Origin of the sequence: Acidovorax sp. Root568, from assembly GCF_001427445.1 — a bacterium.
Classification (GTDB): Bacteria; Pseudomonadota; Gammaproteobacteria; order Burkholderiales; family Burkholderiaceae_C; genus Acidovorax; species Acidovorax delafieldii.
On record NZ_LMGP01000014.1, the window covers coordinates 143,225 to 161,184 of the forward strand.

A 17,960-nucleotide genomic window follows, 5' to 3' on the forward strand; every position below is an offset into this window, starting at 1 on the left:
CTCCTTCAAATGCCGAGCTGACGTGCAGCCAGGTCCTTCATGATTTCTTCCGCACCGCCGCCGATCATCATGACCTTGACCTCGCGGTAGATGCGCTCGCTGACGGTGCCGCGCATGAAGCCCATGCCGCCCAGGATCTGCACGGCCTGGTCGGCGCAGAACTGCATGGTTTGGGTGGCGTGGTTCTTCAACATGCATACCTGCGCGACCCACTCGGGACCGGTGCGGCCCGCGTCGGCCTGCGCGGCCACGGTTTCGCACCATGCGGCGGTGGACTGGATGCGCATTTGCATGTCCACCAGCTTGTGGCGGATGACCTGGTGCTCTACCAGCGCGGCGCCAAAGGTCTTGCGCTGGCGGGCCCAGGCCAGGGCCTCGTCGTAGCAGGCCTCGGCAAAGCCCAGGGCCGATGCGGCCAAGCCAAAACGTTCACCGTTGAAGTTGGCCATGATGATGCGAAAGCCCGCGCCCTCTTCGCCCAGCAGGTAGCGCGCGGGCACGCGCACATTGTCGAAGCGCAGGTGGGCGGTGTCGGAGCAGAGCCAGCCCATCTTGTCGAGCTTGCTGCGCGACAGGCCTGGGCTGTGGCCAGGGATGAGCAGCATGGAGATGCCTGCGCTGCCCTTGCTGCCAGCATCTCCCGTTCTGACAGCTACCGTGATCCAGTCCGCCCGCATGCCGGAGGTGATGAACACCTTTTCGCCGTTGACGATGTACTCATCGCCCTCGCGCCGCGCGGTGGTCTTGAGTTGGGCCACGTCGGACCCGCCACCGGGTTCGGTAATCGCCAGTGCGGCAATCTGCTCGCCCGCCAGCACGGGCGGGATGACCTCGGCACGCACGGCGTCGCTGCCATGCGCCAGCACGGGCGGCAGGCCGATGTTGTGCGACAGCAGGCTGGCTAGCACGCCACCGCTGGCCCCGTGGCGGCTGAGCGCGCGCCACAGCGGCAGGCGCAGCAGGTAGCTGGCGGGTGTGCCGCCGTACTGCTCTGGGTAGCCCAGGCCCAGCAGGCCCAGGTCGGCCGCGCGGCGGTACAGGCTGCGGGGGAATTCACCGGCGGCATCCCACGCGTCCACATGCGGCGCGATCTCGGTGCGGGCAAAGCGGGTGACGGTGTCGGCGAGGGCGGTGCGGTCTTCGTCGCTCACAGGGGTTGCGTCGGATGTGGCGGTCATGCGGGCGCTCCTTGCGTGGCGGGTGCAAAGCGGGCCAGCACCTGGCCGGGCGACACCTGCTGGCCGGGGGCCACCAGCAGCTCGGCCACGGTGGCGGCGGCGGGGCTGGCCAGGCTGTGTTCGAGCTTCATGGATTCGATGACCACCACCGTATCGCCCGCCGCCAGCGCCTGGCCTGCTGCCACAGGCAGCGCAACCACCTTGCCGTTGAAGGGGGCGCGCAACTCCGTCGCACCGCCCGCCGCACCCGCGCGCGCAGCGGGCTCCCACGATGCGTCTTCCACCCAGCCGTCCACGCCGCCGGTTTGCCAGTGCCAGCGCCGGGGGCCCACCGCCACGCAATGCACACCGCGCTGGGGCAGCTGCAAAGTCACAGGCTCTGCCCCGGCCTGTTCCACCAGCAGCCGCCCACCGCCCAGCTCGCGCACGGCGACGGAGTGCACCTCGCCCTGGTGGCGCAGCCGCAGGGGCCTGGCCATCGCACAAGGCAGGTCCGACGGCGTATTTGAAGCAAAAATGGCCGATAGCGCCGAAGGAATATGCACTGATAGCTCACTATTTAATAGCAACCGCTGCAGCTCCTGGGCGTGCTCCGCCAGGAACGGCACCAGCGCCTGCCCACTGGAAAACACCGGGTGCTGCAGGCACGCCGCCAGAAACGCGCGGTTGGTGGGCAGGCCCAGCACGCGGGTGCCCTGCAGCGCGCGCAACAGGGCAGCAATGGCCTCGGCCCGCGTGGGCGCGTGCACGATGAGCTTGCCCAGCATGGCGTCGTAGTGGGGGGTGACTTCGGCGCCCTCTTCCAGCGCGTGGTCAAAACGCAGCACGCCCGGCACGGCCCGCTCAAACGCGGTGGCAGGCGGCGCGCTGAAGTGCAGCACGCGGCCCGTGTGGGGGCGGAAATGTGCGTCTTCGGCACACAGGCGCACTTCGATGGCGTGGCCTTGCAGATGCACCTGATCTTGCGTGAGCGGCAGCGGCTCGCCCCGAGCCACTCGGATCTGCCACTCCACCAGGTCCAGCCCCGTGAGCGCTTCGGTCACAGGGTGCTCCACTTGCAGGCGGGTGTTCATCTCCATCAAGAAGAATTCAGCCCCATCCAGAAGGAATTCCACCGTGCCCGCACCCACATAGCCAGCGGCCTGTGCCAGCGCCACGGCGCAGGCGCCCATGCGCTCGCGCAGCGCGGCGTCCACGGCGGGGCTGGGGGACTCTTCGATGATTTTCTGGTGGCGGCGCTGTACCGAGCAATCGCGCTCGCCCAGGTGGATGCATCCGCCGTGAGCGTCGGAAAAGATCTGCACCTCCACGTGGCGCGGCTGCATCAGTGCGCGTTCGATGAGCAGGTCGCCACAGCCAAAACCCCCAAGCGCCTCCGACCGCGCACCGGCCAGGGCAGCAGGCAACTGCGCCAGGTCGGTGACCAAGCGCATGCCACGCCCCCCCCCACCCGCCACGGCCTTGACCATGAGGGGCGTGCCGATGCGGGCTGCCTCGGCGGCAAAGCGTTCGTCGCTCTGGTCGTCGCCCGCATAGCCGGGCAGGCAGGGCACGTCCTGCGACTGGGCCAACGCCTTGGCCCCGGCCTTGCTGCCCAGCGCGCGGATGGCGCCGGGCGGCGGGCCGATCCAGGTCAAGCCCGCATCGACCACGGCCTGGGCGAAGTCAGCGTTCTCGCTGAGGAAGCCATAGCCGGGGTGCACGGCATCTGCGCCGGTGGCACGGGCGGCGCCCAGCAGCTTGTCGATGCGCAGGTAGGTGTCGGCGCTGGCCGCGCCACCCAACGCCACGGCCTGAGTGGCTTCGCGCACGTGCAGGGCGTTGGCATCGGGGTCGGAATAGACCGCGACGGTTTCGATGCCCATGCGGTGGGCGGTGTGGATGATGCGGCTGGCGATCTCGCCGCGATTGGCGATCAGTATCTTTTTCATAGCTTCGCACTCCAGGGCGACGCCTTGCGCGCAGCGAACGCCGCCAGCCCTTGCGGAGCCTCGGGGCCACGCAGCGCCTGCGAAAAAGCAATTGCCGCTTCGTCCAGCAGCCCGGGCAACGGCGTTTCGGCTTGGGCCAGCAACAAACGTTTGGTAGCGGCCACGGCCTGCGGCGCTGCGGCAGCGTGGCGTGCAATGGCGGCCTGCAAAGCGGCATTCATGTCGCCCTCCACCAGGTCATCGACCAGGCCCAAGCGCTGGGCGGCAGCGGCATCCCAGCGCTCGCCGGTCAGCAAACACCGCCGCGCAGCAGACGGGCCAAGGCGCCGCACCACAAAGGGCGCGATCTGCGCAGGCACGATGCCCAGCGTGACCTCGGGCGTGGCGAACTGCGCGCGGGTATGGGCCAACACCTGGTCTGCGCAGCACACCAGACCAAAGCCGCCGCCCATGGCCGCCCCTTCCACCGCCACGACGAGCCACTGCGGCAACGCACACAGGGCCTGCAGCAACGCGCCAAAGCGGCGGTTCAACGGCACCAGCGGGTCGGCTTCGCCGGCGGCCAGGGGCTGGCCAATGGTCTTAGCAAAACCGCCCAGGCTGCCACCCGCGCAGAAGTGCCCACCGGCACCCCGCAGCACCACGCCACGCAGGTCGGCATCGGTCGCAGCGCGCTCGCACGCGGCCAGCAGGGCGTCCACCATGGCTTCTGACAGCGCATTGCGGCTGGCCGGGTCGTTGAGCGTCCAGGTTTCCACACAGCCGCTAGCCAGCGGCGCGCGGGTTATCTGTAAAGGCATGTCAGGTCTCCACCGTGCTGCGCGCTACGCACGACATACGAAACTGGCGCGGCCCAGTGCCAGGGCAGCCGAGCAAGGGCCGCCCCGCAGCGAGGGCTGCGTCCCCCTGCCCGCATTGCGCAGCAATGCGAGAGCGGGGGGAAGCGACGAAGTCGCTCAGGGGGGTGTTGCTCATCTCTTGGCGATGCCCATGAGCTTTGCGAGGATGCCCAGCATCACTTCGTCCGCCCCGCCGCCGATGGACGCCAGCCGCCCGTCGCGGTACATGCGCGAGACCTTGTTCTCCAGCGTGAAGCCCATGCCGCCCCAGAACTGCAGGCAGGTGTCGGGCACCTCACGGTTCAGGCGGCCGGCCTTGAGCTTGGCCATGCTGGCCAGCTCCAGCACGTCCTGCCCGTTCACGTACAGGTCGCAGGCGCGGTAGGTGAGTGCGCGCAGGGCTTCCACCTCGGTCTTGAGTTCGGCCAGCTTGAACTGCACCCACTGCTGGTCGGCCAGCGTGCTGCCAAACAACTTGCGCTCCTGCGCGTAGTCGATGGTCCACTGGATGCAGTGGTTCAGCGATTCGAGCGTGCTGGCGGCGCACCACAGGCGCTCTTCCTGGAACTGCTGCATCTGGTAGATGAAGCCCTGCCCCTCCGCACCGATGCGGTAGCGCTGCGGCACACGCACCTCGTCAAAGTAGATCAAGCCGGTGTCGCTGCTGTGCATGCCGATCTTGCGGATCTTCTGCGCCACCTCGATGCCCTTGGTGAGCTTGCCGCCGGGCCCGTCGCGCATGGGCACCATCACCAGGCTCTTGTTCTTGTGCACAGGGCCTTCGCCCGTGTTCACCAGCATGCACATCCAGTCGGCCTGCAGGCTGTTGGTGATCCACATCTTCTGGCCGGTGATCACGTAGTCGTCGCCGTCCTTGCGCGCCACGCTCTTGATGCCCGACACATCGCTGCCCGCCGCAGGCTCGCTCACGCCGATGCAGCCCACCATGTCGCCCGCAATGGCGGGGGCGAGAAAGTTGCGCTTGAGTTCTTCGCTGCCATAGCGCGCCAGCGCCGGTGTGCACATGTCGGTCTGCACGCCAATGGCCATGGGCACACCGCCGCAGTGGATGTGGCCCAGTGCCTCGGCCATGGCCAGGCTGTAGGAGTAGTCCAGCCCCTGCCCGCCATATTCCTCGGGCTTGCACAGGCCCAACAGGCCCAGGTTGCCCATCTTCTTGAAGACCTCGTGCGCGGGGAAGATCTCGGCCGCCTCCCACTCGTCCACATGGGGGTTGATCTCTTCATCAATGAAGCGCTTGAGGGTCTTCTGGATCTCGCGGTGCTCGTGTGTGAACTGCATGGTGCTTGTCTCCTGCTGTTGCGTTTGTACGTTTGTATGCCTGCAAACCTCGATCACGAAAGCTGAAATTGCCCCAGCGGCTGGGGCCGCCCGTTGAGCACCAGCTCCACCTGGTGAGCGCCGGGGTAGTGGGTGCGTGTGGTCATCTGCTGCAGCGACAGCGTCTTGCCCACCGCTACGGTGGCGCCGGGCGGTATGTCCAGCGTCTGCAGCTTGAACACCTTGGGCGCCGCGCCGCCGTGGGCCTTGACGTAGTGCACCTTGAGGTCGGCCAGCACGCGCTGGGCCTGGGGTGTGGGGTTGTGCAGTTCGGCCTCGATGCGCACCTTGTCGCCAATGCGTGCGCGGGCGGGCAGCACGCGCGCGGCCCGCACATCCAGCGCTACGGCATGGCCCACGCCCAGGGCATCGAGCGCGCCAGCGTCACCGCGTTTGATAAGAAAACGCAGGCCGTGGCGCACCAGGTCCTCGCGCGGGGCGGGTGCGCCCTGCAGCCAGGCGCGCGCGGCGCCCACGGCGAGGTCGGAGTGGTCCTTGGCGATGTCGCCCAGGTGGTTGGCCACGGAGCGGCGCACATAAGACGATGGGTCGTCCTTGAGCGCATCGAGCAACGGCAGAGCCAGCTGCGGGTTGGCCTGGAATGCAGGCAAACGCGGCGCCCAAGGCAGGCGGGGCCGCGTGCCTTCGCTCACCAGACGGCGCACATGGGCGTTATCGTCGTGCGCCCAGTCACGCAGCCGCGCGAGCGTGGCCTGCTGGTGGTGCAGCAGATAGGGGCGTATGCAGAACTCGGCGGTAAACCGCTGGGTGAGCGCGTGTTGCGCGGCCATGGCTGCCTCGAAATGCGCGAGCCCCTGCGCGCCGATGTACATGCTGTGCGGCAGGTACAGAAAGGCGCTGTAAGGGCGGTCACCCGCATCAGGCTCGCCCGCCGCATCGAGGCCCATGGGCGGGTCCATCGAATCGACCAGCACACCCAGCGCGCGCGGCACGTCCTGCGGCAGGTGTGCCTGCAGGGCCTCGGCAATGCGCTGACCGCGCGCCATCAGCTCCAGCGATTCGTAGCCAGGCTCTACTTGCTGCAGAAACGCGGTGGTGTCGAACTTGCGCCACGCGCGCCGCACCATGGCCGCGATGCGCGGCGGCACGGAATCATTGAGCAGGTGTTTGAGAGGCTCGGCCATCGTGGAGATTGCGTGCGCAGCGCCTACATCCGCGCCACGCCAAAGCTCAGGGGCCGCAGCGTGCGGGCCTGCGCCTCGGCGCAGGTGTCCAGGCAAAACGCCAGCACGGCGCGCGTGTCGCGCGGGTCGATCACGCCGTCGTCCAGCAGCAGGCCGCTGGTGTAGAACGCATCGGCCTGGGCCTCGAACATGGCGACGATCTTGTCGAACTGGGCCTGCGATTCGGCCGGGTCGGGCGTGATGCCTTTGCGCGCGAGCGCCGCCTCGGTCACGATCTGCATGGTGCGCGCAGCCTGCTCGCCGCCCATCACCGCCGTCTTGGCACCGGGCCAGCTGAACAGGAAGCGCGGCGCATAGCCGCGCCCGCACATGCCGTAGTTGCCCGCACCAAAGCTGGCGCCGCACTGGATGGTGATCTGCGGCACGGTGGCGTTGGTCACGGCCTGGATCATCTTGCTGCCGTGTTTGATCATGCCACCCTGCTCGCTGTCCTTGCCGACCATGTAGCCCGTGGTGTTCTGCAGGTAGATGATGGGGTGGCCCAGCTGGCACATCCAGTGAATGAAGTGCGTGGCCTTGTTGGCGCCTGCCACGTCGATAGGCCCGTTGTTGCTGATGAAGCCCACGGCATGCCCGCCGATGTGGCCCTGCGCGCACAAAGTGGCCATGCCGTAGCGGGCCTTGAATTCGAGCAGCTCCGAGCCATCGACCAGCCGCGCCATCACCTCGCGCATGTCCACGGGCTGGCGCAGGTCGGCAGACATCAGGGACAGCAGGTCGTCTGCCGGCAAGAGAGGTGCGGGCGCGCTGGGTCGTCGGGGCATGTGCCAGCCCAGCTGCGCGACCACATCGCGCGCCAGGCCAATGGCCTCACGGTCGTCCTGGGCCAGGTATTCGCCCAGGCCCGAGACGGCGGTGTGCATCTCGGCGCCGCCCAGTTCTTCTTCCGTCGCAATCTCACCCGTCGCAGCCATGAGCAGCGGCGGCCCGGCCAGAAAGGCGCGCGAGCGACCCTGCACCATGATCACCACATCCGACAAGCCGGGCATGTAAGCGCCGCCTGCGGTGCCCGAGCCGTGTTGCACGGTGATCACCGGAATGCCCGCCGCCGACAGCCGCGCGAGGTTGCGGAACAGCGTGCCGCCGTGCACGAAGCCCTCCACCCGGTAGCGCATCAGGTTGGCACCCGCGCTCTCCACCAGGTGGATGAACGGCAGGCGGTTTTGCAGCGCGATCTCCTGCACGCGCAAGATCTTTTCCAGGCCCATTGGCTGGATGGCACCGGCTTCGATGCCCGAATCGCTGGCCACCACCATGCAGCGCACGCCACTGACAAAGCCAATGCCCGCGACCATGCCGCCACCGGGCACGGACTTCTCAGGGTCTTTCACATCCTGCAGGTAGCCCGCCAGCGTGCACAGCGGCAGCCAGGGCGCACCCGCATCCAGCAGCAGTGCCACGCGCTGGCGCGGCAGCAGCTGGCCGCGTTTTTCAAACTGGGGCAGCGACCGGGCCGAGGCGGCGGCGGCACGCTCTTCCAACGCGCGCAGGGCGTCCAGCCGGGCCTGCAGCGCCGCGCGGCGCTGCGTGGCCTCGGCGCTGCCTGGGTTGAATCGGGAAGTGAAGACGGCGGTCATGCGGCCTCGGTCTTGGGGGTATGGGAAGGTGCAAACACCTGCGGCACCTGCGCGCGGTGAAAGCCGTCAAACGGCCGCACGGCCGGGTGTGCTGCGGCGGTGGCACCAGGCGGGCGCTGCGGCCAGCCCATGCGCACCTGGGGCCGTGCGCCATCCACCCGCAGCGTGGTACCGCTGATGAAGCTGGCTGCCGGGCTGAGCAAAAAGGTGATGGCCGCCGACACCTCGGCCTCGTTGCCAAAGCGCCCAAGCGGCACCGTGCGCGGCATGGCACGCAGCATGTCTGCAGCCTCGGGCGGGTAGTTGTCCATGCCGCTGGAGGCGATGTAGCCCGGCGCCACCGCGTTCACCCGAACGCCGCTGTGCGCCCATTCCAGCGCAGCCGTTTCCGTCAAGCTGACCATGCCGGCACGTGCGGCGCCGCTGTGTCCCATGCCGGGCATGGAGCCCCACATGTCGGCCACGATGTTGACTACTGAGCCGCCGTGCTGCGCCATCCACTGCCGGTAGCACTCTCGCGCCATCAAAAAGCCGCCGGTGAGGTTGGTGTGCAGCACGGCCTCCCAGCCCTTGGCACTGATGGATTCAAGCGGCGACATGAACTGCCCGCCCGCGTTATTGACCAGCGCATCGATACGGCCCTGCGCAGCAAGGATTGTCTGCACCAGCGCCACCACACCTTCTTCGGAGCGGATGTCGCACACCTGGCATGACACGCGGCCACCATCGGCGGTGATCTCTTCGGCCACGGCCAGCAGCTTTTCAGGCTTGCGCCCGACCAGCACCACATGCGCTCCCAGGTGTGCCAGTTCGTGTGCCGTGCACCGGCCAATGCCCGAGCCACCGCCGGTGACCACCACCACCTGGCCCTGGAACAGGCCCGGAGCAAACACTGACTGGTAGGCGCTGCGCGCGGTGGGGGCCATGGTGACTCTGCCTTGATGGGGTTGTTTGTTATGAACGGATGAACAAGGCCAGCGCCTCGTCGGTGAGCGCGTCGAGCGACTTGCCCTTCTTGGGCGAGAACCACTGCACCGCCCAGTTGAGCGCCCCGAAAATGAACAGCCGCGCCACACCGGGCTCTGCCTGCAGCGCGCCCTGCTGTGCCAGCGCTTCCAGCACGGGCATCCAGGTGGCCTCGTAGCTGTCCTTGATGCGGGCAATGCCCTTGCGCTGCGCAGGCGTGAGCGAGCGCCACTCGTACAGCATCACCGGGATGAAGCTGCTGCGGGGCCCGAGCAGGATCTCGAAATGGTGGCGAATGAGCGTGTGCAGCTGTTCGCGTGGTGTGGCGGTGGCCGGCAACGCATCGAGTGCCTGCTGCTGGCTTTGCGTGGCCATGGTCATGCCCTCGCTCATCACGGCGTAGAGCAGCGCGCTTTTGCTTTCGAAGTGGTAGAAGGGCGATCCGCTGTGCATGCCCGCCGCCGCCGCAATGTCGCGCGTGCTGGTGGCGGCAAAGCCCTGGGTGCGGAAGAGCTTGGCCGCGCCGTCCATGAGCTTGCGACGGCGATTGCCGTCGTCGAGTTCTTCGGCGGTTTTGCGGGGGCGACCGCGGGGGCGGCGGGTGGGGGTTGCCTCTGCAGCGGCTGCGTTGGCGTCGGAGGAAGCTACGGCCTTGCTGCCAGTGCGGGCCGGTGGCTTCTTGGGAGCGAGGGCGATGGCGCTGGTGCGCGGCACGGGTGAATCCATGCAGGCACGATAGCAAAACTGTTTATTTTTAGCAAGCAAGTGCTTTGTAAAAATAGATAGCTTGTCTGATCGTGATTGCTACGGGTGCTTTTTGAGGTTGAGCGCCAGTATTCACTGCCTGATTTGCTGTTCATTTGGAAGCAGATCGCGTGCCTATGCGAAGGACGGAGGCCGGGAGTCGCCCGGCGTGCGAGTAACTTTCTTTCGCGTCGCCGAAAGAAAGTCACCAAAGAAAGGGCGACCCTACTGCGCGCGTCCCTTCGCTGCGCTACGGGCAACCTGCGATGCTCGCACAGGGGGTGCGCCGCAGAACATACTGCGCGCTACGCGCTCCGTTCAAACAACTGCGGCAAGTCAGAGCACGAAGTGCGTGTGTCCTTCGGCACGCGCACGCACCCCCTGCCCTGCGCTTCTCGGCACGCGCAGAAGGGAACCCGGGTAGGGGACATCCACTCGGGCCATTGCTTCGCTACGCTGCGCTCGGCCCCGTCTCGCGGGCGCATGCGCCACGCGCCACGCGCTGCGCAGGCACGGCCGAGCGCAGCAATGGCCCGAATGGATGTCCGGCTGTTCGGTTGTTTGGATGTTCGGATGTCCACCCCCTGCTGGCTGCGCCTGCGGCGGGGCGGTTGGGGGGTGGCACGCGCGTCGGAGCGCGCGTGCTTCGTGCTCTGACTCGCCGTGGATGTTTGAACGAAGCTGCAACGCAGCGCAGTGAGTTCCACGACGCACCCCGCAACCGCCCCGCCGCAGGTTTGCCCCGGAGCGAAGCGCAGGGGTCGCAGACTGGGGGTCGCCTTTCTTTTGGGTACTTTTCTTTGGCGAAGCAAAGAAAAGTACCTCGCACGCCGGGCGACTCCCGGCTCCCGCACTTCACAAGGGCATGCAGTAGCCACCGCAAAAAGCTTCGACAGGCTCAACCCGAACGGATGGGGCGAGAACGAACTATAAAAACAATAGCCGCCAGCGCTTTATGTAGAAGCGCCAGCAGCCAAAAAACCCTCAGAACCAACGACTCAAACCGCGCTGAAGTCGGGACGGCGCTTTTAGCGAAAGATCGCTCAGCCCGCTAGGCGGTCTGCACCGCTATCGCGGCGGCCAGATTTCAGCTCTTGCTGAAATCTGGCTTTCTCTTTTCCATAAACGCCGAGAACGCTTCCCGCGCTGCAGGCTCACGCAACATGCGCCCAAAGCTCTCGCCCTCTTCCGCCATCACCTCCAGCACCTTCGCCGTCTGCCCGCCCTTCATCAACCGCTTGGTTTCGATGAGCGACGACAACGGCTTGGCCGCCAGCTTCTTGGCCTGCGCCTGTGCGACGCCATTGCACTCGGTCGGCGGCACCACGCGGTTGACCAGCCCCACTTCCAACGCGGCTTCTGCCATGAACGGCTCGCCCAACAGCAAGGCTTCCGCAGCGCGGTGGTACCCCAGCATCTGCGGCACCAACAGGCTGGATGCGGCCTCGGGGCACAGGCCCAAATTCACGAACGGCATGGAGAACGCCGCGTTGTCGCCCGCATAGACCAGGTCGCAATGGAACAGCATCGTCGTGCCGATGCCCACGGCCGGGCCACACACCGAGGCGATCACGGGCTTGGGGAAGGTAGCGATGCCGCGCAGAAAACGGAACACGGGCGAATCCTGCGTAGCGGGCGGCTGCTGCAAAAAGTCGCCGATGTCATTGCCCGCGCTGAAGATGGCCACGTCGCCCTGGAACACCACCACGCGCACGCTGGCATCAGCCTTGGCGGCATCGAGCGCATCGGCCATGGCGGCGTACATGTCGCGCGTGATGGAATTCTTCTTGTCCACGCGGTTGAAGGTGATGGTGGTCACGCCCGCTTCGGAGTGGACGAGGATGTCTTGGGTGGCTTCGGTCATGGTGGTGAAGGTTCCGGGTCGGATGGATTGGGACGAGAGGAATGCGGTACGGCACAGGGCAACAGGCCGACTTCCTATTCCTTGTAGTAAACGATCTGATGGCTGGTGGCCAGCATGGTGCCAGCCTCGTTCCACAGCTGCACGGTCTGGTCAAAGAAACCGTTGCGGAACTCCTGCCCGCGCGCCTGGCCTAGCAGGAAGCCCGTGCCCGTGGCCTGCAACTGCTCTGCCGTGGCGTGAAAGTACACGGTGATGGACACCGTGCCCGCAGGCACCTGGCGCGCACGGCGCAGCCACACGCGGGGAAAGAACACATCGGCCAATGCGGACAGCGCCACGAAGTCGAGCGGCCGCGGTGGTGTGTCGCGCATCCACAGCTGCGTCAGGCTGTGGTCGCCGCTGCCGTCCCAGGTGCGCGGGATGAAGCCAGCGATGGGGCGCATCTCGTAGCGATTGAGCCATTCCACAGCGCCCAAAGGGGCGACGATGGCTTTTTGCTCTACAGGCGGGGGCACCTGCGGCATGGGCACATCGCCCACGCTCCAGGTCTCGCGGCGCACGGCCGTGACGGCGGTGGCCGTGGTGGTAACCACCTGCGCGCCGTCGGCACCGGCCTGCAGGATCGACAGCGTCCAGTGCTGGGTGGAACGATTGGTGCGAACAGGAGTTGCCTGCACCGTGAACGCACCAGCGGTCAAAGCGCCCGCATAGTTGACAGTGAGCGACAGCGGATCGCCCAGCCGGTCGGGGTGCTGCAAGATGGCCTGTAGCAGCGTGGCAGCGGTGATGCCGCCAAACGGGCCGACCATGTTCCAGTAGCCGGGGTGGGTCTGCCCTTCGTACTGGCCCGTCGCAGCGGACGAAGCCGTCAGTTGCAGCGCCTCGTCCAGCGGGTGGGTAGCGGAGGACGAAGACGCAGACGAAGAAGTGGATGAAGAGGAAGTCATGCTGCAAGTGTGCCGCGAAACGACCGCTCAGGCCGTCGTACCGGAGACTTCGCCATGGGGCATTCCGCCACCGCCCAGTGCGGCCAGCGCAGCCGCTGCGCGCGGCCACAGGCTTTGGCGGAACTGGTCGCGAAAGAAACCAAAGTGCCCAATGCGCCGCACCTGCAGGTCGGCCGGTGTGATGCTCTCCACCCGGCGCTCGGTGTTGGCGTACAGGTTCACCAGGTTGTGCGTGCCACGCAAGGTCATCAGCTCGTCGTCCGCCATCGACAGCGCCAGCACCGGGAACCGCACCGCGCCATAACTCCGAGCCACCGCAGGCCCCTCGGCCCCCACGCTGTAAGCGGGGTCCAGACACCAGCGCCGCCACTGCAGGATCACCCCCGCAGGCAGATCGCCCACCTTCTTGAGCGTGCGCCCCGGAAAGTACCCGCACAGCCGCGTGGCCAGCGGCACCAGCACCCACCAGAAATACGGAACGATGCGCTTGAGCTGCGGCGCGTTGTCACGCCAGTAGCCGCTGCCTGCGGCCACGCTGAGCAGGCCCGCCACCTGTTCGGGCTTCTTGAGCAGCCCTGGCAATTGCGCGCCCAGGCTGTGGCCCAGCAAATACAGCGGCTGCGACGGCAGCGCGGCCTTGGCGACTGTGATCACCGCCTCATAGTCCTGCGCCCAATCAAACAGATCCGCCTTCACATCGCGCATGGCGCCCTGCAGAGAGTCGCCATGGCCCCGGTAGTCGAACGTGGTGACCCGAAACCCCTGCTGCGCCATCCACAGCGCAAAGGCCTCGTAATACGACTGCCGCACCCCCATCGCGCCGCCGATGACAACGCTGGCGCGCGGTGCGCCCTCGGGTTCGTAGACACGCAGTGCCAAAGACACCGCCCCGTTGACCTGCAAGGTTTGCTTGTTCATGTCTGTCTCCTTGTGTCGAAACCGATCTGCGTCGGCTTGAAAAGAAAACTATCGCTGAGGGCAGAACCCTGGCTTCGACAAGCTCAGCCCGAGCGGTTTGAGTGGGAGCGATTCAAGCCTTACCCCGACCGTTCCCCTGCCTTATCACCCCACCCCAGGGCGTAGCGAGCGGGATCAGCTGCTAGGCGGACGGAGCACAGGAACCGGAACGTACTTCCTGTACGTGAGGATTCCGAGCACCGCCCAACGACGCAGATGGCCCGCGCAGTAGCCAGCTAACTCACAAAGCTTCGATGATGCCGGCGGCGCCTTGGCCGGTACCTACACACATCGTGACCATGCCGTACTTCAGCTTGTGCCGACGCAGCGCATGCACCACCGTCGCCGCACGGATCGCACCGGTAGCCCCCAGCGGGTGCCCCAGCGCAATGGCGCCCCCCATGGGGTTCACGTTCGCAGGGTTCAGGCCCAGCGTATTGATCACCGCAAGCGACTGCGCCGCAAACGCCTCGTTCAGCTCATACCAGCCAATGTCATCGCTCTTGAGACCTGCATAACGCAGGGCCGCAGGAATCGCTTCGATGGGGCCAATGCCCATGATCTCGGGCGGCACGCCGCGCGCTGCGTAGCTCACAAAACGCGCCAGGGGCGTCAGGCCAAACTGCGTCACGGCCTTTTCGCTGGCCACGATCAGTGCACCGGCACCGTCGCTGGTCTGCGAGCTGTTGCCCGCCGTGACGCTGCCACGTGCTGCGAACACGGGCTTGAGCTTGGCCAGGCCTTCCAGGGACGTATCAGGACGAGGGCCTTCGTCCAGGCTCACGGTACGGCGCTTTTCCATCACTTCACCGGTGGCGAGGTTGGGCGAACGCTCCACGATTTCGAAGGGCGTGATTTCGTCGCTGAACTCACCGGCCTTTTGCGCCTTGATGGCGCGCAGGTGGGATTCGAGGGCGAACGCGTCTTGCGCTTCGCGGCTCACCTTCCACTGCTGGGCCACCTTTTCGGCGGTCAGGCCCATGCCGTAGGCGATGCCTACGTTTTCGTCCTTGGCAAAAATCTCGGCGTTGAACGAGGGCTTGTTGCCGCCCATGGGCACCAGGCTCATGGACTCGGCGCCACCGGCGATCAGCACGTCAGCCTCGCCCACGCGGATGCGGTCGGCTGCCATCTGCAGCGCGGTGATGCCCGATGCGCAGAAGCGGTTCACGGTCACGCCGCCCACGGGGTGGTCGAACGCCAGGCCCACGGCGATGCGGGCCATGTTCATGCCCTGCTCGCCTTCAGGGAAAGAGCAGCCGATGATGGCGTCTTCAATCGCCTTGGGGTCCAGCGTGGGCACCTGCAGCATGGCGCTCTTGATGGCGGCGACCAGCAGGTCGTCGGGGCGGGTGTTCTTGAAATAGCCGCGGCCCGAGCGCCCGATGGGCGTGCGCGTGGCGGCGACGATGTAGGCGTCCTGGACTTGTTTTTGAGCCATGGTGAAACTCCTTCAATTCTTGGGGGGGCGGCTGGAAGGAACCCAGGCCCACGTAAATACACATTCGACCGGCTCCACACCGGCTTCGTCGGTCACGGTGACTTTCACCTGCACCTCGCCCTTGTCGCGGGCCCGCATGGCGGCGCGCTGCTCGGCGGTGAGCGTGGCCACGGCTTTGAGGCCGCCCGTGGCGCGCTTCTTGAACGCCATGCTCAGCTCCTTGGCCAGCGGCAGGCAGTCGTCGCGCACGTTCATGCCCACAACCATGCCGGTGGCCGTTTCAGCCAGCAGGTTCATGGCCGAGGCGTGCACACCACCAATGTGGTTTTGCACACGGTGCTCGTTGGCAAGATGCACTTCGACCCGCTCAGGCGTGAGCGACACGAACTTCACCCCGGCCGTGCCGGTAAAGGGCACAGCCCGGCGCAGGATGATGTTCTGCACGAACCCGCGCATGAAGGCGGGGGCCTCGTCCAGGCGCATCAGCGAGCGCTGCAATTTGTTGAGGGCGTGTTCGCTCATGTCGGTCTACCGGTTATCCATCGACGTCCGGATCAGTTGCGAACCGGCTTGCCGGTGGACAACATACCCAGGATGCGCTCATGCGTCTTGGGCTGGGCGATCAGGTGACAGAACACCTTGCGCTCCAGCGTGAGCAGGTATTCCTCGCTCACCATCGAGCCAGCATCCACATCGCCGCCACAGACCACCTCGGCGATCATGGCGCCGATCTTGAAGTCATAGGCGCTGATGAAGCCGCCGTCGCGCATGTTCACCAGCTGGGCCTTGATGGTGGCCAGGCCGCTGCGGCCCGCCACGGGGAACAGGCGCTTGTGCGGTGCACGCCAGCCGCTCGCGGCCATGGACTTGGCTTCGTTGATGGCGACAAACAGCAGCTCATCCTTGTGGGGCACGATGACGTCGCTGTCCAGCAAAAAGCCCAGCTTGCGCGACTCGATCGCGCTGGTGCCCACCTTGGCCATGGCGGCGGCGGTGAAGCCTTCGGTCAGGAAAGGCAGGATGTCCTTGGATGTGGAAGCTGCCATGTTCTCGGCCGCACGGCGGGCGATGTAGGTCAGACCGCCAGCGCCGGGCACCAGGCCCACGCCCACTTCGACCAGGCCGATGTAGCTTTCCATGTGGGCCACGCGCTTGGCCGAGTACACGGCCAGTTCGCAGCCACCGCCCAGCGCCATGCCATGGATGGCTGCGACGACAGGCACCTGCGCATAGCGGATGCGCATCATCAGGTTTTGCAGCTCCTGCTCGATGCTTTCCACCGCATCGGCGCCGCCGACCATGAAGGCGGGCATCGTGGCTTCCAGGTCAGCGCCCACGCTGAACGGCGCGTCACCGGACCAGATGACCATGCCCTGGTATTCGGACTCGGCCAGTTCCAGCGCTTCCATCAGCGCTTCCATCACTTCGGGGCTGATGGCGTGCATCTTGTTCTTGATGCTGGCGATGAGCACTTGGCCGTCCAGCGTCCAAGTGCGCAGCGCCTTCGATTCAGCAATGGTGGTGCCAGCGGTGCGCCAGTCGGGCAGGCTGGTTTCGCCCAACAGGGCCTCGGGGAAGATCTGGCGCTCGTACACGGGCAGCTGGCGGCGGGGCACAAACTTGTTCTGCGATGCACTCCACGAGCCTTGCGCGGTGTGCACGCCACCGGCGTCGGCCACGGGGCCCTTGAACACCCACTCGGGCAGCGGTGCCTTGCACAGCGCCTTGCCCGCGTCGATGTCTTCCTGGATCATCTTCGCGACTTCGAGCCAACCGGCTTCCTGCCACAGCTCGAAGGGGCCCTGCTTCATGCCAAAGCCCCAGCGCATGGCCTGGTCCACGTCGCGGGCGTTGTCGGCGATGGTGCCCAGGTGCACGGCGGCGTAGTGGAAGCTGTTGCGCAGGATGGCCCAGAGGAACTGGCCGGGCGCGCCTTCGGCGTTGCGCAGCAGGCGCAGGCGCTCGGCAGCGGGCTTCTTGAGCATGCGGGCATACACCTCGTCGGCCTTCTGGCCGGCGGGCACGTACTCTTCGCTTTCCAGCTCGAAACGCATCACATCGCGGCCGACCTTCTTGAAGAAACCGGCCTTGGTCTTCTGACCCAGATTGCCCAGCTCCAGCAGCTTTTTCAGCACGGCGGGCGTGCCAAAGCTTTCGTAGAACGGATCCGTCTCGATGCTCAGGTTGTCCTGCAGCGTCTTGATGACGTGGGCCATGGTGTCCAGGCCCACCACGTCGGCGGTGCGGAAGGTGCCGCTGGATGCACGGCCGAGCTTCTTGCCCGTGAGGTCGTCCACCACGTCATAGGTCAGGCCAAAGTTCTCAACCTCTTTCATCGTGGCCAGCATGCCGGCGATGCCCACACGGTTGGCGACGAAGTTGGGCGTGTCGTGCGCACGCACCACGCCCTTGCCCAGGCCGCTGGTGACGAAGGCTTCGAGCTGGTCCAGCACTTCGGGCTGGGTGGTGGGGGTGTTGATCAACTCCACCAGCGTCATGTAGCGCGGGGGGTTGAAGAAGTGGATGCCGCAGAAACGGGGCTTGATGCTCTCAGGCAGCACTTCGGACAGCTTGGTGATCGACAGGCCCGAGGTGTTGGACGCCAGGATGGCGTGCTTGGCCACGTGGGGAGCAATCTTGGTGTACAGGTCGAGCTTCCAGTCCATGCGCTCGGCAATGGCCTCGATCACGAGGTCGCATTCCTTGAGCAGGTGCATGTGCTCTTCGTAGTTGGCCTGCTGGATCTGCGCCGCGTCGTCGGCCACGCCCAGGGGCGAAGGCTTGAGCTTCTTGAGGCCTTCGACGGCCTTGGTGACGATGCCGTTCTTGGGGCCTTCCTTGGCGGGCAGGTCAAACAGCACCACGGGCACCTTCACGTTGACGAGGTGGGCGGCAATCTGCGCGCCCATCACGCCTGCGCCGAGCACGGCGACTTTTTTCACTTGGAATCGGGACATGGGTTGGGTTCCT

General features: G+C 66.3%; 14 protein-coding genes. All 14 read right to left on the reverse strand.

The annotated features are described in order from the left end of the window. Positions 1-5 precede the first annotated feature (5 nt). A complete protein-coding gene (locus tag ASD75_RS10235) occupies positions 6-1,178 on the reverse strand; it encodes an acyl-CoA dehydrogenase family protein (protein ID WP_056745343.1) in 1,173 nt (390 codons plus the stop codon). Continuing rightward, positions 1,175-3,109: a biotin carboxylase N-terminal domain-containing protein gene (locus ASD75_RS10240; RefSeq protein ID WP_056745345.1), complete on the reverse strand. Its 1,935-nt coding sequence runs from the start codon at positions 3,107-3,109 to the stop codon at positions 1,175-1,177. The genes ASD75_RS10235 and ASD75_RS10240 overlap by 4 nt, the downstream gene beginning before the upstream one ends. Next, positions 3,106-3,909, reverse strand: coding sequence for an enoyl-CoA hydratase/isomerase family protein (locus ASD75_RS10245; RefSeq protein ID WP_056745354.1), 804 nt, complete (start codon positions 3,907-3,909; stop codon positions 3,106-3,108). Before ASD75_RS10245 ends, ASD75_RS10240 begins: the two co-directional genes overlap by 4 nt. A 171-nt stretch (positions 3,910-4,080) precedes the next feature. Then, on the reverse strand, positions 4,081-5,250 hold the full coding sequence (locus tag ASD75_RS10250) for an acyl-CoA dehydrogenase family protein (protein WP_056745356.1): 1,170 nt from the start codon (positions 5,248-5,250) through the stop codon (positions 4,081-4,083). 53 nt (positions 5,251-5,303) lie between these two features. Next, the gene (locus ASD75_RS10255) at positions 5,304-6,434 is read right to left on the reverse strand and encodes a hypothetical protein (RefSeq protein WP_056745358.1); all 1,131 of its coding nucleotides are present in this window, start codon (positions 6,432-6,434) and stop codon (positions 5,304-5,306) included. 23 nt (positions 6,435-6,457) lie between these two features. Then, positions 6,458-8,071, reverse strand: coding sequence for an acyl-CoA carboxylase subunit beta (locus ASD75_RS10260; protein ID WP_056745360.1), 1,614 nt, complete (start codon positions 8,069-8,071; stop codon positions 6,458-6,460). Next, a complete protein-coding gene (locus ASD75_RS10265) occupies positions 8,068-8,997 on the reverse strand; it encodes an SDR family oxidoreductase (RefSeq protein ID WP_056745362.1) in 930 nt (309 codons plus the stop codon). The genes ASD75_RS10260 and ASD75_RS10265 overlap by 4 nt, the downstream gene beginning before the upstream one ends. 28 nt (positions 8,998-9,025) lie before the next feature. Continuing rightward, entirely contained in the window at positions 9,026-9,763 is a 738-nt protein-coding gene (locus tag ASD75_RS10270) for a TetR/AcrR family transcriptional regulator (RefSeq protein WP_056745364.1), read from the reverse strand. A 1,105-nt stretch (positions 9,764-10,868) separates the two neighbouring features. Then, on the reverse strand, positions 10,869-11,645 hold the full coding sequence (locus tag ASD75_RS10275) for an enoyl-CoA hydratase (RefSeq protein ID WP_056745366.1): 777 nt from the start codon (positions 11,643-11,645) through the stop codon (positions 10,869-10,871). 74 nt (positions 11,646-11,719) lie between these two features. Further along, the gene (locus ASD75_RS10280) at positions 11,720-12,592 is read right to left on the reverse strand and encodes an acyl-CoA thioesterase II (protein ID WP_082564986.1); all 873 of its coding nucleotides are present in this window, start codon (positions 12,590-12,592) and stop codon (positions 11,720-11,722) included. 27 nt (positions 12,593-12,619) lie between these two features. Continuing rightward, positions 12,620-13,510 carry an alpha/beta fold hydrolase gene (locus ASD75_RS10285; RefSeq protein ID WP_056745370.1) on the reverse strand — a complete coding sequence of 297 codons (891 nt, stop codon included), beginning with the start codon at positions 13,508-13,510 and terminating at the stop codon, positions 12,620-12,622. Positions 13,511-13,790: 280 nt separating this feature from the next. Then, positions 13,791-14,990: an acetyl-CoA C-acyltransferase gene (locus ASD75_RS10290; protein WP_056745371.1), complete on the reverse strand. Its 1,200-nt coding sequence runs from the start codon at positions 14,988-14,990 to the stop codon at positions 13,791-13,793. Positions 14,991-15,002: 12 nt separating this feature from the next. Beyond that, complete coding sequence (locus tag ASD75_RS10295; protein WP_056745373.1) at positions 15,003-15,512, reverse strand: DUF4442 domain-containing protein; 510 nt, start codon at positions 15,510-15,512, stop codon at positions 15,003-15,005. A 32-nt stretch (positions 15,513-15,544) separates the two neighbouring features. Continuing rightward, entirely contained in the window at positions 15,545-17,947 is a 2,403-nt protein-coding gene (locus ASD75_RS10300; protein ID WP_056745375.1) for a 3-hydroxyacyl-CoA dehydrogenase/enoyl-CoA hydratase family protein, read from the reverse strand. Positions 17,948-17,960: the final 13 nt, after the last annotated feature.